18 protein-coding genes are annotated in these 14,689 nt (G+C 37.7%); 15 read left to right on the top strand and 3 right to left on the bottom strand.

Translation table 11 applies throughout. From position 1 onward, the window contains the following. From AC4E8C_RS16000 to lysA, 11 genes are all read left to right on the top strand, one after another. Complete coding sequence (locus tag AC4E8C_RS16000; protein ID WP_490207649.1) at nucleotides 1-816, top strand: purine-nucleoside phosphorylase; 816 nt, start codon at nucleotides 1-3, stop codon at nucleotides 814-816. A 25-nt stretch (nucleotides 817-841) separates the two neighbouring features. Then, nucleotides 842-2,146, top strand: coding sequence for a pyrimidine-nucleoside phosphorylase (locus AC4E8C_RS15995; protein ID WP_490207648.1), 1,305 nt, complete (start codon nucleotides 842-844; stop codon nucleotides 2,144-2,146). 143 nt (nucleotides 2,147-2,289) lie between these two features. Beyond that, nucleotides 2,290-3,465 (top strand): D-alanyl-D-alanine carboxypeptidase family protein, encoded by a 1,176-nt coding sequence (locus AC4E8C_RS15990; RefSeq protein WP_490207647.1) that lies wholly within the window; start codon nucleotides 2,290-2,292, stop codon nucleotides 3,463-3,465. A 180-nt stretch (nucleotides 3,466-3,645) separates the two neighbouring features. Continuing rightward, the gene (gene spoIIAA / locus AC4E8C_RS15985) at nucleotides 3,646-3,996 is read left to right on the top strand and encodes an anti-sigma F factor antagonist (protein WP_490207646.1); all 351 of its coding nucleotides are present in this window, start codon (nucleotides 3,646-3,648) and stop codon (nucleotides 3,994-3,996) included. 1 nt (nucleotide 3,997) lies between these two features. Beyond that, nucleotides 3,998-4,438, top strand: coding sequence for an anti-sigma F factor (gene spoIIAB / locus AC4E8C_RS15980; protein ID WP_490207645.1), 441 nt, complete (start codon nucleotides 3,998-4,000; stop codon nucleotides 4,436-4,438). A 12-nt stretch (nucleotides 4,439-4,450) separates the two neighbouring features. Beyond that, nucleotides 4,451-5,209, top strand: a complete 759-nt coding sequence (gene sigF, locus AC4E8C_RS15975; RefSeq protein WP_490207644.1) for an RNA polymerase sporulation sigma factor SigF — start codon at nucleotides 4,451-4,453, stop codon at nucleotides 5,207-5,209. Nucleotides 5,210-5,295: 86 nt separating this feature from the next. Then, complete coding sequence (locus AC4E8C_RS15970) at nucleotides 5,296-5,916, top strand: stage V sporulation protein AA (protein ID WP_490207643.1); 621 nt, start codon at nucleotides 5,296-5,298, stop codon at nucleotides 5,914-5,916. Continuing rightward, nucleotides 5,906-6,328 (top strand): stage V sporulation protein AB, encoded by a 423-nt coding sequence (locus AC4E8C_RS15965; RefSeq protein WP_490207642.1) that lies wholly within the window; start codon nucleotides 5,906-5,908, stop codon nucleotides 6,326-6,328. Before AC4E8C_RS15970 ends, AC4E8C_RS15965 begins: the two co-directional genes overlap by 11 nt. Nucleotides 6,329-6,397: 69 nt before the next feature. Further along, entirely contained in the window at nucleotides 6,398-6,973 is a 576-nt protein-coding gene (spoVAEA, locus tag AC4E8C_RS15960) for a stage V sporulation protein SpoVABEA (RefSeq protein ID WP_490207641.1), read from the top strand. Next, on the top strand, nucleotides 6,960-8,450 hold the full coding sequence (locus tag AC4E8C_RS15955) for a spore germination protein (RefSeq protein ID WP_490207640.1): 1,491 nt from the start codon (nucleotides 6,960-6,962) through the stop codon (nucleotides 8,448-8,450). Before spoVAEA ends, AC4E8C_RS15955 begins: the two co-directional genes overlap by 14 nt. Before the next feature lie 147 nt (nucleotides 8,451-8,597). Further along, nucleotides 8,598-9,902 (top strand): diaminopimelate decarboxylase, encoded by a 1,305-nt coding sequence (lysA, locus tag AC4E8C_RS15950; RefSeq protein ID WP_490207639.1) that lies wholly within the window; start codon nucleotides 8,598-8,600, stop codon nucleotides 9,900-9,902. Between the two features lie 224 nt (nucleotides 9,903-10,126). On the opposite strand, the gene AC4E8C_RS15945 is transcribed toward lysA, so the two are convergent. Beyond that, entirely contained in the window at nucleotides 10,127-10,990 is an 864-nt protein-coding gene (locus AC4E8C_RS15945) for a DUF1002 domain-containing protein (RefSeq protein ID WP_490207638.1), read from the bottom strand. Between the two features lie 477 nt (nucleotides 10,991-11,467). Here AC4E8C_RS15945 and AC4E8C_RS15940 point away from each other — a divergent pair, with 477 nt between their 5' ends. Then, nucleotides 11,468-11,818: a GNAT family N-acetyltransferase gene (locus AC4E8C_RS15940; RefSeq protein WP_490207637.1), complete on the top strand. Its 351-nt coding sequence runs from the start codon at nucleotides 11,468-11,470 to the stop codon at nucleotides 11,816-11,818. A gap of 22 nt (nucleotides 11,819-11,840) precedes the next feature. Here the strand turns inward: AC4E8C_RS15940 and AC4E8C_RS15935 are convergent, their stop codons facing one another. Then, nucleotides 11,841-12,362 (bottom strand): DUF309 domain-containing protein, encoded by a 522-nt coding sequence (locus tag AC4E8C_RS15935; RefSeq protein ID WP_490207636.1) that lies wholly within the window; start codon nucleotides 12,360-12,362, stop codon nucleotides 11,841-11,843. Between the two features lie 128 nt (nucleotides 12,363-12,490). Beyond that, nucleotides 12,491-12,577 carry a YjcZ family sporulation protein gene (locus AC4E8C_RS15930; protein WP_101650965.1) on the bottom strand — a complete coding sequence of 29 codons (87 nt, stop codon included), beginning with the start codon at nucleotides 12,575-12,577 and terminating at the stop codon, nucleotides 12,491-12,493. Between the two features lie 208 nt (nucleotides 12,578-12,785). Between AC4E8C_RS15930 and AC4E8C_RS15925 the strand changes: the two genes are divergently transcribed. The 3 genes from AC4E8C_RS15925 (at nucleotide 12,786) to AC4E8C_RS15915 (ending at nucleotide 14,655) form a co-directional block, all read left to right on the top strand. After that, nucleotides 12,786-13,556, top strand: a complete 771-nt coding sequence (locus tag AC4E8C_RS15925) for a segregation/condensation protein A (protein ID WP_490207635.1) — start codon at nucleotides 12,786-12,788, stop codon at nucleotides 13,554-13,556. Further along, complete coding sequence (scpB, locus tag AC4E8C_RS15920; RefSeq protein WP_490207634.1) at nucleotides 13,543-14,130, top strand: SMC-Scp complex subunit ScpB; 588 nt, start codon at nucleotides 13,543-13,545, stop codon at nucleotides 14,128-14,130. The genes AC4E8C_RS15925 and scpB overlap by 14 nt, the downstream gene beginning before the upstream one ends. A 105-nt stretch (nucleotides 14,131-14,235) precedes the next feature. Next, a complete protein-coding gene (locus tag AC4E8C_RS15915) occupies nucleotides 14,236-14,655 on the top strand; it encodes a hypothetical protein (RefSeq protein WP_490207633.1) in 420 nt (139 codons plus the stop codon). Nucleotides 14,656-14,689 lie beyond the last annotated feature (34 nt).

The raw sequence follows: 14,689 nt of genomic DNA, 5'->3' as shown, positions 1-14,689 counted from the left end.
ATGAACGTTGAAAAAATTCAAAATGCAGCCAGTTTTTTAAAAGATAAATATTCAAAAACACCCAAAGTTGGCCTTATTTTAGGTTCGGGACTAGGTGTTCTAGCAGATGAAATTCAAAATCCTGTAAAGATAGCCTACAACCAAATTCCTGATTTCCCTGTTTCAACAGTAGAAGGTCATGCCGGTCAGCTAGTTTTTGGCTTACTTAATGGTGTAGAAGTGGCAGCCATGCAAGGCAGATTTCATTTCTATGAAGGATATAGTATGGATAAAGTGACATTTCCAGTTCGTGTAATGAAAGAATTGGGTGTTGAAGTGTTAATCGTTACCAATGCTGCAGGCGGTGTTAATGAAAGCTTTTCGGCTGGAGATTTAATGATTATAACGGACCACATTAATAACATGGGAACAAATCCGTTAATCGGGCCAAATGAAGCGAAACTGGGCGTTCGCTTCCCTGATATGTCAGAGGCGTATACTAAAGAACTGCGTGTTATGGCGAGAGAAATTGCTGAACGATTAAACATCAATGTCCAAGAAGGTGTTTATTACGGAAATCCAGGACCAGTTTATGAAACACCCGCAGAGATTCGCATGGTTCGTGTTTTAGGAGGAGATGCAGTCGGGATGTCAACTGTACCGGAGGTAATTGTTGCACGTCATAGTGGGATGAAGGTACTCGGAATCTCATGCATTTCCAATATGGCAGCTGGAATCTTGGACCAACCACTAACACATGATGAAGTGATTGAGACGACAGAAAGAGTTAAGGCAGACTTTCTTCGGTATGTTAAGGAAATAGTAAAAAGTATTTAACAATAAAGTAAAGTGGTGATTTTCGATGAGAATGGTTGACTTAATAGAGAAAAAGAGAGATGGACAAGAATTAACAGCCGATGAAATCAAATTTATCATAAGTGGTTACACTGAAGGTTCAATTCCAGATTACCAGGTCAGTGCCTTAACGATGGCCATCTATTTTAAAGGAATGACTGAAAAAGAAAGAGCGGATTTAACAATGGCAATGGTTGAATCTGGTGATCAAATAGATTTATCGCAAATTGAAGGAATTAAGGTTGATAAACATTCAACAGGCGGTGTAGGGGATACAACCACACTAGTGTTAGGACCTTTAGTTGCTGCATTAGGTGTGCCTATTGCAAAGATGTCAGGACGGGGATTAGGTCATACGGGTGGAACGATTGATAAATTAGAAGCTGTCAAAGGATTCCATGTGGAAATTGAAAACGATCAATTTATTGAGCTTGTTAATAAAAATAAAATCGCTGTTATTGGACAAAGTGGTAATTTAACCCCTGCAGATAAAAAACTGTATGCATTAAGGGATGTTACTGCAACGGTAGACAGTATTCCACTGATTGCTAGCTCTATAATGAGTAAAAAGATTGCAGCTGGTGCTGACGCTATTGTTTTAGATGTTAAAACTGGCGCTGGTGCGTTCATGAAGACACTTGATGATTCTAGGGAACTTGCAAAAGCAATGGTCAGAATTGGAAATAATGTAGGCAGAAGAACGATGGCAGTTATATCTGACATGAGTCAGCCACTTGGATATGCAATTGGAAATGCGCTAGAAGTAAAAGAAGCAATTGATACCCTTAAAGGGGAAGGTCCTGAGGATTTAACAGAATTATGTTTAACTCTTGGCAGTCATATGGTTTACGTAGCAGAAAAAGCTAGTTCTTTAGAAGAAGCGCGAAGTTTGCTCGAAAATGTGATTAAAGATGGTTCTGCACTAGAAAAGTTAAAAATCTTCTTAAGCTCTCAAGGTGGAGATGCCTCTATCGTTGAGGATCCTTCAAAAATGCCGCAAGCAAAATATACATTTGAGTTGGAAGCAAAGGAAGATGGTTATGTTGCTGAGATTGTGGCAGATGAGGTGGGCACAGCAGCCATGCTGCTCGGAGCTGGCAGAGCCACGAAGGAATCGGTCATAGACCTTGCGGTAGGGCTTGTTTTAAGAAAGAAAATAGGTGATCAAGTGAGAAAAGGTGAATCACTAGTCACCATCTATAGTAACTTTGATAACGTTGAAGACGTAATGGCAAAACTTTACGAAAATATCAAAATCTCTAGCGCCAAAGTAGAAGCACCAATTTTAATACATGAAGAAATAATGGAATAAATGGGTCCAAGTTTAGGTGTCAGGCACTATGTGAAATTCTCACATGGTGCCTGACACCTTTTTTATTGTTTTGACAGGAAATATTTGTATAAAGTTAGTTATTTTGGAAAAAATGAACTTTATAAAGAATGGAGGGTTTGTGAATGAAACGATTTGTCTCTTTCATAGTGACATCTTTTTTACTGACTAGTTTATGGAGTCCATCTGCTGCATTTGCAGCTGAAGAAAAGAAAAATGCTGATATAGTCAGCAATGTAAAATCCGCTATTTTAATTGAACGCGATACCGGGACAGTCCTTTATGAGAAAAATAGTAACGAGGAACTGCCACCGGCAAGTATGACCAAAATTATGACGATGCTTTTAATAATGGAAGCACTAGACCAAGGAAAGCTGACGTGGAATGAAAAAATTCGTGCTAGTGAGTATGCGGCTTCAATGGGCGGCTCACAAATTTTTCTGGAGCCTGGTGAAGAAATGACCACAAAGGAAATGCTCAGGGGAATTGCAATTGGGTCTGGAAATGATGCATCTGTCGCGATGGCGGAAAGAATTGCCGGTTCAGAAGAAGCGTTTGTTGATATGATGAATGATAAAGCAAAAGAGTTAGGACTAAAGCATACATTCTTTAAAAATACTACTGGGCTGCCGGTAAGTGGACATTACAGCACAGCAGCTGATATGGCAGTTATGGCAAAAGAACTATTAAAATATGAAGACATTACGAAATTTACAGGAATGTATGAAGCATACCTTCGTGAAAATACAGATAAAAAATTCTGGCTGGTAAATACAAATAAATTAGTTCGTTTCTATCCAGGGGTGGACGGGTTAAAAACGGGCTTTACTGCAGAAGCAAAGTACTGTTTAACTGCAACAGCCCAAAAGGATGGAATGCGTGTTATTGCTGTTGTATTTGGGGCCCCGACCTCAAAGGAAAGAAATGCCCAAGTGACAAAAATGCTTAATTATGCCTTTGCCCAGTACCAAACCCATCCAATGTTTAAGCGCAATCAAACAATCGGTCAAGCAAAAATTAGTAAAGGAAAGGAAAAATCTGTTGATGCTGTCACAAGCGAACCACTTTCTTTACTGACTAAAAAAGGTGAAAAGGTGGAGGATGTGAAACAAAAGGTTGTCCTGAAAAAAAATCTTAATGCTCCGATCAAAAAGGGTGATCAGATTGGGACGATCAAGCTAATAAAGGGCGAAAAGGTCATCCTTGAAAGCCCCATCGTTGCGAACAAAGATGTAAAGGAAGCAGGATGGTGGACTCTTTATAAACGTTCATTCGGAATGTTTACAAAAGCAGGGAAATAATCTTCCAGCATAGGGTGGAACGACCAACAGATTACTCTGATACAGCCTCTGAGAAGTTGTCGAAACTTCATATTACAGTACTAATTTTAGCGAAATAGGACTAGTTTTGTATTTGTAGAAGGAGATTACACTGCTAAAGGCGAAATGACTCACTATACCAGATTAAGGAGGCCAGGGATAGTGAGTCTAAACATTGATATAGAAACTAAACTTGATGTTTTATGTATCCGCTTGAGTGGTGAATTAGATCACCATACTGCAGATGAACTTCGCGAACAGGCAACAGCTGTTATAGAAAAAAATAATATACGTCATATTGTTTTAAATCTGGAACAACTTTCTTTTATGGATAGCTCTGGATTAGGGGTTATTCTTGGGAGATATAAACAAATAAAGCAGGTGCACGGTGAAATGGTGGTTTGTGCGATTTCCCCTGCAATACAAAGATTATTCGATATGTCTGGTTTATTTAAAATTATCAAAATGGAACCGACAGAGGAATTTGCATTGCAAAGATTGGGGGTGGCCTAAAATGAAGAATGAAATGAATCTTCAATTTAGTGCATTAAGTCAAAATGAATCGTTTGCCCGAGTAACAGTCGCTGCCTTTATTGCTCAACTTGATCCAACAATGGATGAGCTGACAGAAATTAAAACAGTTGTTTCAGAAGCCGTGACTAATGCTATTATTCACGGTTATGAAAAGGATCCCACTGGAATTGTGTACATTCAGGTGTCCATTGAAGACGGTTTGATTGATATGACCATTAAAGATGTTGGTTTAGGAATAACAGATGTGGAGGAAGCTCGTCAGCCATTATTTACAACAAAGCCGGATTTAGAACGATCCGGTATGGGTTTCACCATCATGGAAAATTTCATGGATGAGGTTGAGGTTCATTCACAGCCAGGTCGAGGAACCGAGGTTAGATTACGGAAGCATTTAAAACTTAACAAAATGCTTTGCAATTAAGGAGACTTGCCGATGGATGTGGAGGTCAAGAACGATAAAAGTCAAACGTATTTAAAAGATCATGAAGTGAAGGAACTCATTAAAAAGAGCCAAACCGGTGACCAGGAAGCCAGAGATCTAATTGTTGAAAAAAATATGCGGCTCGTTTGGTCTGTTGTTCAGAGGTTTCTTAATAGGGGTTATGACCCGGATGATTTATTCCAGATTGGTTGTATTGGTTTATTAAAGTCAGTTGATAAATTTGACCTTTCCTACGATGTCAAATTTTCTACCTACGCGGTTCCCATGATTATTGGTGAAATCCAACGATTTATTCGCGATGATGGAACGGTAAAAGTGAGCCGCTCTTTGAAAGAGATGGGTAATAAAATCCGTAAAGCGAAGGATGAATTATCAAAAACATTTGGAAGAATACCAACTGTTAACGAAATTTCAGTGCATTTGGATCTTTCACCCGAGGATGTAATTCTCGCTCAAGAAGCAAGCAGGACACCTTCGTCAATCCATGAGACCGTCTATGAAAATGACGGGGATCCGATAACATTACTAGATCAAATTGATGACGGTAATGAGGGAAAATGGTTTGATAAAATTGCTTTAAAAGAAGCCATTCGAGAATTAGATGAAAGAGAAAGACTAATCGTCTATTTAAGATATTATAAAGACCAAACACAATCTGAAGTAGCGTTAAGACTAGGTATTTCCCAGGTACAAGTTTCAAGACTTGAAAAAAAAATATTACAGCAAATGAAAGACCGTATGGATCTCTAATCCATGCGGTCTTTTTTTCATACATGAAAGGACTAGAAAATATCCATACTATTTACGAGGAAACTATTGTGTGGGAAGTGAATGTTTTGGAAAAAACAATCTACATCCGCATGAGGCATCGTGTTCATGTCCTGCCAAATGAAAAAATACTTTTAAAGGATGTTGCCCAGATTATTGCCCCAGAAGCGGTCCTCTTTGATTTACAATCATTAATGATTTATCAAGTAACTGACATGGATCGGAATATCATCATAATTGATGTGATGGCAGTGATTAAGGCAATTACAAACAGGTTTGAAAATGTGGATGTTCAATCCATTGGTCCGGCTCAAACGATTGTGGAAGTGATTTTTAAGAAAAAAAAGGTTTCCGTTCCTATTTTTATGCTCATATGGTTTTTATTATTTTTCGGTTCTGCTATGACCATTATGAATTTTCATGATGATGTTAGTATGAAAAGCGTTCAAGAAAAAATATATACCATTATTACACAAAAAAAATCCGATAAACCATTACTATTCCAAATTCCCTACTCTATTGGTCTTGGTTTAGGAATGATTCTGTTTTTTAATCACGTCTTCAAAAAACGTCTAAATGAAGAGCCGAGTCCACTTGAAGTAGAAATATTTAATTATCAGCTTGATTTAGATAACTATGTGGTCATTCATGAAAATAAAGAAAGTATGAAACAAGTAAATGACGATTAAAATTTTATTGATTATTTTTTTAGGCTTAGCAAGTGGATTATCGGTTGGAGCAGGCTTTGTAGCGTTTTTAACGGTTCTTGGGATTATACCAAGATTAACGCAGCTTTCTAAATCTGTGGGAATGATCAAATACTATGAATGGGCTGTTGTACTAGGGGTTCTGAGTGGAGTATCTGCGAGCTTAAGGGATCCTATTTTACATATTTCATCCTATTTCTTAGTCCCTCTTGGACTTACTGGTGGAGTGTTTGTGGGAATGCTGGCAGCTGGATTAACGGAGGTTGTAAATGTTTTCCCGATTCTGGCCAAAAGAATTAGAGTGGATGGACAAATTATCATTCTGGTAATGGCCATTGTGTTAGGGAAAATTTTTGGATCTATTTTTCAATGGCTTTATTTCGTTCAAAGATAAGTCTATTTGTAAAGAATTATTTGCTTTTAAATAAGTATAAACTCTTGTTAAGTGAAGGGACATCAAAGTATGAGTGTGCGGAGGCGTGTCATCCTAATAACTGATGGAGATGAATATGCAAAAAGAGCTGTAGAACATGTGGCCCATGAAATTGGAGGGCGATGTATTTCTAACTCTCACGGTAATCCATCCAAGTTAACAGGACCTGAAATCGTCAAGTTAATAAAAAAGGCGGCACACGATCCCGTATTAGTGATGTTTGATGACAGCGGCATTGTCGGAGAGGGTGCAGGCGAGGCTGCATTAAAATATGTCGCAACCCATCAAGATATTGATGTCTTAGGTGTAATTGCGGTCGCGGCAAAGTCAAGACATGAGGAATGGACAAGGGTCGATGTCAGTATTGACCGCGACGGAAATCTAACCCACTACGGTGTTGATAAATTTGGTATACCGGAGCTTGAAGTCGGGAGAATAAACGGTGATACAGTGTACTGCCTTGACGAATTGGATGTGCCAATCATAGTTGGTGTTGGTGATATTGGTAAAATGGCTAGGCATGATTCATACAAAAATGGTTCTCCCATAACAAAAAAAGCAGTAGAACTCATACTTGAAAGGAGTGGCTTTCATGTCCAGAAGTAATGAGCAAAAATGGCCGATCCCCGAATCAGTAAATGAAATTGAACATTATATGAAACAAAGGGTAGGACTTGGGGTTAGTTTTGACTTAGGTGTTAGGAAGCTGAAAATCCTTAAAAAAGATGTCCAAATCTATTATTGTAATGGACTTTGTGACACGAGCTATATCATTGAATTACTTGAAGAATTAGTGAAAATCACTGATCATGAAAAACAATCAGTGGATATTTATAAACTTGTTTATAATCGACTGGTAAATCAATCGGTTCAACCTATACATAAACTTGATGAATTAGTTGACTTAGTTCTGTCCGGTCAGATCGTAGTCGTTATCGATGGCGAAAGGACGGCATTAGCTGTAGATGTAAGAAGTTACCCAGGCAGGGCACCGCAAGAACCTGATACCGAAAAGGTTGTTCGTGGTTCCCGAGATGGGTTTGTAGAAAATATTATTCTAAATACAGCATTAACGAGAAGAAGAATACGTGATGAACGCCTCCGTTTCGAAATGTTTAAGGTTGGCGAGAGATCGAAAACAGATGTTGCCTTAGGTTACTTAGAAGATGTAGCAGATGCTGATTTATTAAATATTCTTAGAAAAGAATTAAAGTCCATAAAAGTAGATGGCATTCCAATGGCAGATAAAACGATTGAAGAATTTATTGTTAAGCAGGGATGGAATCCGTTTCCATTAGTTAGATATACAGAAAGAGCGGATGTTGCGGCCGCACATATATTAGAGGGACATGTTATTATTTATTGTGATACTTCTCCAAGTGTCATTATTACGCCGACAACCTATTTTCATCATGTACAGCACGCAGAAGAATTTAGGGAATCACCAGCAATGGGAACTTTTGTGCGTTGGACACGGTTTTTAGGAGTTGTAGCTTCGATTGCCTTACTGCCCCTTTGGTTATTGTTTGTATTAGAACCATCCCTATTACCTGAGAAGATTGCCTTTATTGGACCAAATGAACAAACGAATATTCCAGTTGTAGTTCAATTAATTTTAGCCGATTTTGGAATAGAATTTTTAAGAATGGCAGCCATACATACTCCGACACCATTGTCCACGGCTATGGGCTTAATCGCAGCGGTATTAATTGGTCAAATTGCAATTGATGTTGGCCTTTTTGTTCCAGAGGTCATCCTTTATGTGGCAGTGGCGGGGATTGGTACTTTTACCACTCCGAGCTATGAGCTGGGGGTGGCAAATAAAATTGCAAGAATGATTCTTATGATTTTAGTGGCTATATTTCATACGCCAGGTTTTGTTATTGGCAGCACGTTACTATTTTTATGGGTTGTTAACATGCGTGCACTTAATACGCCATACTTTTGGCCATTTCTACCTTTTGAGCCAAAAGGATTTATGCAAATTGTTGTCCGTAGAGCGATACCTGGATCCTTACTTAGACCAAGTATTGTTCACCCTCGAAACCGCTACCGGCAGCCGCCTGGGGCCAACGAGAAATAATTGCGGATTTTTTTTAGTTATGCTAAAGTAATTTTAATCGAATAAAGGGATAAAGAAAAATAGGCAGTATCTTATGTGGATTCTGTCTATTTAACTATAAGTTGTCTACATAGACTATAGTAGCTGCAGGCGGAGAGAGGGAGTAGAATGCATTTTTACGGGACGACAGGCGTAAATAAGTTTGGACATTTGGAAATAGGCGGAGTAGATGCCATTGAATTGACAAAACAATTTGGAACCCCGCTATATGTTTATGATGTTGCATTAATTAGGGAAAGAGCAAAAGGGTTTAAACAGACGTTTGACGAGTTAGATATCAAGGCTCAAGTTGCGTATGCCAGCAAAGCATTTTCAACTATTGCTATGATTCAACTTGCTGAAGAAGAGGGATTATCGCTGGATGTAGTCTCTGGCGGTGAATTATATACTGCTATCGTTGCAGGGTTCCCCGTCGAACGAATCCACTTTCATGGAAACAATAAAAGCAGAGAAGAATTAGAAATGGCCCTCGATTATGGTGTCGGCTGCATTGTTGTTGATAATTTTTCTGAATTGGAACTCTTAAAAGCTATTTCGACTGAGAAAACTGCCAGAGTGAGCATTCTGTTACGGGTAACACCCGGCATTGAAGCACATACACATGATTATATCCTAACGGGTCAAGAAGATTCTAAATTTGGCTTTGACCTTCAAAATGGACAGGCGGAAGAAGCTGTAAAGACAGCCCTTCAATTCGAATTATTTGATGTTCTGGGACTTCATTGTCACATTGGTTCACAAATATTTGATACAACAGGCTTTTTGTTAGCTGCAAAGAAAATTGTGGAAAAAATGGAACATTGGAAAAAGGAACTATCTTTTGAAGCAAAAGTTTTAAACTTAGGTGGAGGTTTTGGTATCCGATATACGAAAGAGGATGAACCAATTCCGCCATCACAATTTGTTCGTGAAATCATCTCAGAGGTAAAAAATTTAACAAAGCAGCACTCATTGAAAATGCCGGAAATTTGGATAGAGCCAGGCCGATCTCTTGTAGGTGACGCTGGAATAACCCTTTACAAGGTTGGTTCCTCTAAGGATGTCCCAGGGGTTAGAAAGTATTTAGCCGTTGACGGTGGTATGAGTGATAATATTCGCCCAGCCCTTTATCAAGCCAAGTACGAAGCGGTACTCGCTAATAAGCCATTATCAAAAGCAGATGAGACCGTTTCAATTGCCGGAAAATGCTGTGAATCAGGCGATATGTTAATTTGGGACCTGCCGCTTCCAAAAGCGGGAGAAGAAGATATTCTAGCTGTTTTTTGCACGGGTGCTTACGGTTATTCCATGTCAAATAACTATAACCGCATCCCCCGCCCGGCGGTTGTTTTTGTTGAAAATGGAACTGCCTCACTTGTCGTTAAAAGAGAAACCTATAAGGATTTAATCGTCCACGATCTCCCATTAAAATAACTCAAAGCTGCCACTCAAAACCAAAGTGGCAGCTTATTTTGATAGTAAGTATGAATCTTAACTCAGAGAATTGTCCAGCTCCAGCACCCTAGCGGCTAGTGTCCTTCGCGCTCCGCCCTACGATAAGTCAACATCGAATCGCCTCCGGCTCTTCGTGTTTCCTTTATCTCAGTTGGAGCGCTCCAGGCCATACGCCGCTGACCAGGGCGCTTCCGCTTTTCTTGTTAGGAGAATATAGATTTTATGGCATCAATCAGCCAAATAAAGAACTGCTTAATTTTCTCTAGGAAGCTTTGGCCTTCCTCTGATTGAAGAAAATTGGAAATGCGGTCTTTTGCTTTATTCAGCTGATCACTCACTTGGTTCCAATCAATATTTAAATCCTTCAGCTTGTTAAAAAAGTCCACCAATCGCTTCATTTCTTCATCAGTTAGAGTGACATTTAAATCTTTTGCTGCTTGGTCAATAATGTTTTGTAATTCTTCATCATTTTTCGGTTTATTTTTCGCGATTTCTTCCTTTACTTTTGCGATTAAGGCGGCAGCATTCTTGTCACCGATGGAGTCACCTAATTTCGCGGTTTCTACCATTTCTTGGTTCGCAGCTTGCTTCACTTCTTCAGGAATCGTCTTTTCGGCAGAGATTTCATAGGCTTTAATAATTCCTGTTAAGGCTGCAGTACCTGAAACAGAAATTGGCGCTGTAATATAAATATTGGCATCTTTGACTCCTGCCGTAATCAAGGCATTTACATACATTTCGTCTGTTACCCAGTTGATATTTTTTGTTTTTACCGTAATTCCGGCACCTTTTGAAGCAATAGTAATCGCAGAAGATGAGATGGCCCTTGTACCAATAAAAGATTTGGAAACATATTTACCTAAATATTGATGTTCTTCCTGATTGGTTACCGTCACGACTTGAACATCAGCGGGTGCCCCCATTTCTTGCAAAAGGTTATTTTTTTGTTCTTCGGTTAAATTTTCACCCAATGTGACAATCATATCCCCTTCAGCCATGTCTGCAAGGCTCCGGATTGGATTGATTAGCAGTAGTGTTAATACTAACAGTATGAATATTTTTTTCATATTTTACCTCCTAGAAGTTCTTACGTAAGCTTTAGTTAAGAGCTCTTATAATAATATAACCGAATTCTCTACTATTAACGTAATAATTAATCTATAAGTTTCATAGTTTTTCATTATTTTGTTCGTGAATGATTCCATTTAAGAGAGAACATAGATTATTTTTGTAATATGGTGTAGAATGGGGGCAGGAAAGAACACTTTTGGAGGAAAGTTTTCGGATGAAAAGAAATTGGTTATTATTTAGTATCTTAATAAGCATATCAATCATTTGGGGGATTATTTACTGGAGTTTTATCGCACCTGGTCATTAGACAATTTGAAGAATGTCCATAATTTTTGTATGATGGTATTTAAAAGAAACATATTTAAATTCAATTACATATAATGAATAATGTTTATTATTAATTTGTTTGGCAAAAATATACTATTGATAAATTAGAGAGTAAATCGGTTTATTTTATATAATGAGGGATCAAAATGTTAATTCGTTATAAGAAGACGTTAGAAAAGATCGCAATGGGTTTATTGTCCTTTATGCCAAGTGAAAAGGATTTAAAGAAGCTCCAGCAAACTATGAAAGAATATGAAACAGAAGAGAATTTGCAGCTTTTTCTATGGAAGGAAGAAGATATTATCGGACTGCTGGGTGTCCTGTATCAACAAGATGCTAAGACAATAGTCATTCAGCATATTTCCGTTAACCCTTCCCATCGCTCACAGGGGATAGGCAAGAAAATGGTAAAGGCACTTAAAGAAATGTACGCCGATAAAGATATTATTCCAAACGAAAACACTGCGGCATTTATTGAGAAATGCGATGTCTGTTAAGGAATAAAGGCAACGGATAATATTATTCGTTGCCTTTTCTTCGTTTTAATGATTGATGTCTTTCTTCGATCACACTTGTTCGATCTCGCAATTTATGACGATCAATTAGCTCATAATCGGATCTATTACTTTGTTTTCCCCAAAAATAACCCATTTGTTCGCAATAGTTTACACTCATTTCTAATAGGATTGGGTCACAGATTGGCAGTTCATAGCTTATATAGTTTTCTTCTTTTTCAATCATGGATAACCGTTTAGTTAACAGCTCTTTTAAAAGATGATGATCCAAACCAAGTTCTATTACCGTGTCTGATTGACTATCGAAGATTTTGATTGCCTTTCTTAATGTTCTGTCGGCTCCATTAAAATTTTTTCGGCGATGGTGATAAGTGGAAACGGCTAACAAAATAAGCCCTACCCAGATCGAGGTTTTATTTTTTGAATCGGTGTTTTTCCAGTACTCTTCTAATATCTCGTGACATTCAAAGTAATCTCTGTCACCATGAAAATGAGCTAAAAATTGGATGTATTCTTTCGGGTACAAATGATCCCTCCTAACCAATGTATGTATGTAGGTTTAGTTTATCATATTTGTTAAATCTATCCTTGAGAAATGAAAGAAAAAACCCGTCAAGCTTGACGGGCTTTACCACATTTAACATTACATGGAAATTAGTAAACCCAGGAAGCACCCACGATAATTAACAAAATGAATAAAACAACGATTAAAGCAAATCCGGCACCAAATCCGCCATCCATAGTTAAAACCTCCTATTAATTTATTGTTCTTTACCTTGCCATCATATGTAGGATATTTGTCCATTGTTATGGGCAAACATCCTTTGTTTTCATTATAATGTGACTAACAGGGTGATTTTTCTATTGGATTACCCCACTCTAATCCTCTATACTATTAATATCATAATGAATGATTATAAATTTACTTTTAAGAATTTTGGTGAATGAAATGCCTTATCAGGTGAAAATTGATGCCTTTGAAGGTCCATTAGACTTGCTCCTTCATTTAATAAATAGGCTTGAAATTGATATATACGATATACCAGTTCATGAGATTACTGAACAATACCTAATATATATTCAAACGATGAATGAACTGCAATTAGATGTTGCAAGTGAGTTTTTGGTTATGGCTGCCACCTTGTTAGTTATAAAGAGTAAGATGCTGTTACCTAAACACGAAGAAATTTTAGATGATGTTGATCCTGAAATGACATACGAGGAGGATCCTCGAGACGAGCTTGTGGAACGCTTAATTGAATATCGGAAATATAAAGAGGCGGCACATGATTTAAAAACATTGGAAGAAGAACGGGGACTTATGTATACAAAACCCCCTAGCGATTTATCCGATTATGCGCAAGAGAAACAACCGGATCGGACAGAGTTAAATGTTTCTCTGTATGATATGTTGGCTGCTTTCCAAAAGTTATTACGGAGAAAGAAACTGCAGCGGCCAATGGCAACAAAAATTGCGCGTCAAGAAATTTCAATTGAAAAAAGAATGAATGAGATAATGGAAGAATTACAACAGTTAAAAGGGCGGAGGAATTTTAATGACTTGTTTCCGTACCATGCAAAAGATCATATCGTGGTGACCTTTTTAGCCATATTAGAGCTTATAAAAAGAAATGAAATTGATGTAGAGCAGAACGAAAACTTTGGTGATATCTTTGTTGAAGCTGTAGGGGAAGGGGCGGAAGTAGTTGGAAATTATTAATTGGAGCAGTATCCTAGAAAGCCTTTTGTTTGCAGCGGGAGATGAGGGTCTTTCATTAAAACAAATTGCCGAAGTCTTAGAAGTTGATGAATATAAGGCGAATGATATCATAGAAAATTTAAAACAAGAATATAACAGTCACAGCAATAGAGGGATTATGATTGTTCAACTTGCTGACACTTATCAGCTTGCAACTAAAAAGGAAAATGCTGAGTATTTAAAAAAACTTGTGGATTCTCCACATACTTCTGCGCTATCACAGGCTGCTTTAGAGACTTTAGCGATTATCGCTTATAAACAGCCCATCACCCGAGCGGAAATTGAAGAAATCCGGGGTGTGAAAACGGAAAGACCCATTCACACACTAGTGACAAAAGTGTTAATAAAAGAGGTTGGCCGGGTTGAAGGAACAGGACGTGCCTATCTTTATGGAACAACAAAAGAATTTTTAGACTACTTTGGTTTGAAAAGTCTAAAAGAGCTGCCCCAATTACCAGATAAAGCGGATGAAGAATTTATTCAAGAAGAAGCAGACCTATTTTTTGATAAATTTCAGGAAACGATTAACTCTTAATTTACATTCTTATGAACAAATTTATGCTAAAATAAAATTATGTTTCAAAATAATACTGCAATTGTCTATGTTTGACGCCAAGGTTAAATAAGGAGCGGGATTACATTGCTAATTAAACAGTGTAAGGGATTTGAATTAGAAAAAGAAAAATCAAATACGTCAGAGGATTTTTTTAACAGGAGTGAAGTTACTTTCAGTGAAAATGGTCAGGAAAAGACGCTTCATGTTCTATATGTAAGATATTTTGATGAGATAATTCATGAGTTTACGCCGTACCAAAAGGATCCTATCTTTACACAAGAAGGAATAGAAGTATCATTTATGGATATTGTCGCGCTTGTTTGTCTCTTGAAAAATCCAGGTCTTCGCAGTCGGAAACGCTTATATATTAATTCTAAATATGAATTTGCATCCTACTTTCAAGAAATTAATTTTAATAAATTACCTGAAATATTTCTTGCTCTTCAACAAAGGAAAGAGTTTGAGCTGCATTCACCACTTGAGTTCATTTTGCAGCCACAATAATTTACTAGGGAAAATGGGGAAATTCTAGGGGGGT

It is taken from the genome of Neobacillus sp. SRL179, from assembly GCF_984799095.1.
Note: the sequence above shows the minus strand (reverse complement) of the source record. Positions and strands in the feature narration are given on the sequence as shown.

Coding starts and splice junctions, on each gene's coding strand:
- AC4E8C_RS16000 (WP_490207649.1), top strand. CDS start 1: ATGAACGTTGAAAAAATTCAAAATGCAGCCAGTTTTTTAAAAGATAAA.
- AC4E8C_RS15995 (WP_490207648.1), top strand. CDS start 842: ATGAGAATGGTTGACTTAATAGAGAAAAAGAGAGATGGACAAGAATTA.
- AC4E8C_RS15990 (WP_490207647.1), top strand. CDS start 2,290: ATGAAACGATTTGTCTCTTTCATAGTGACATCTTTTTTACTGACTAGT.
- spoIIAB (WP_490207645.1), top strand. CDS start 3,998: ATGAAGAATGAAATGAATCTTCAATTTAGTGCATTAAGTCAAAATGAA.
- sigF (WP_490207644.1), top strand. CDS start 4,451: ATGGATGTGGAGGTCAAGAACGATAAAAGTCAAACGTATTTAAAAGAT.
- AC4E8C_RS15965 (WP_490207642.1), top strand. CDS start 5,906: ATGACGATTAAAATTTTATTGATTATTTTTTTAGGCTTAGCAAGTGGA.
- spoVAEA (WP_490207641.1), top strand. CDS start 6,398: ATGAGTGTGCGGAGGCGTGTCATCCTAATAACTGATGGAGATGAATAT.
- AC4E8C_RS15955 (WP_490207640.1), top strand. CDS start 6,960: ATGTCCAGAAGTAATGAGCAAAAATGGCCGATCCCCGAATCAGTAAAT.
- lysA (WP_490207639.1), top strand. CDS start 8,598: ATGCATTTTTACGGGACGACAGGCGTAAATAAGTTTGGACATTTGGAA.
- AC4E8C_RS15945 (WP_490207638.1), bottom strand. CDS start 10,990: ATGAAAAAAATATTCATACTGTTAGTATTAACACTACTGCTAATCAAT.
- AC4E8C_RS15940 (WP_490207637.1), top strand. CDS start 11,468: ATGTTAATTCGTTATAAGAAGACGTTAGAAAAGATCGCAATGGGTTTA.
- AC4E8C_RS15930 (WP_101650965.1), bottom strand. CDS start 12,577: ATGGATGGCGGATTTGGTGCCGGATTTGCTTTAATCGTTGTTTTATTC.
- AC4E8C_RS15925 (WP_490207635.1), top strand. CDS start 12,786: ATGCCTTATCAGGTGAAAATTGATGCCTTTGAAGGTCCATTAGACTTG.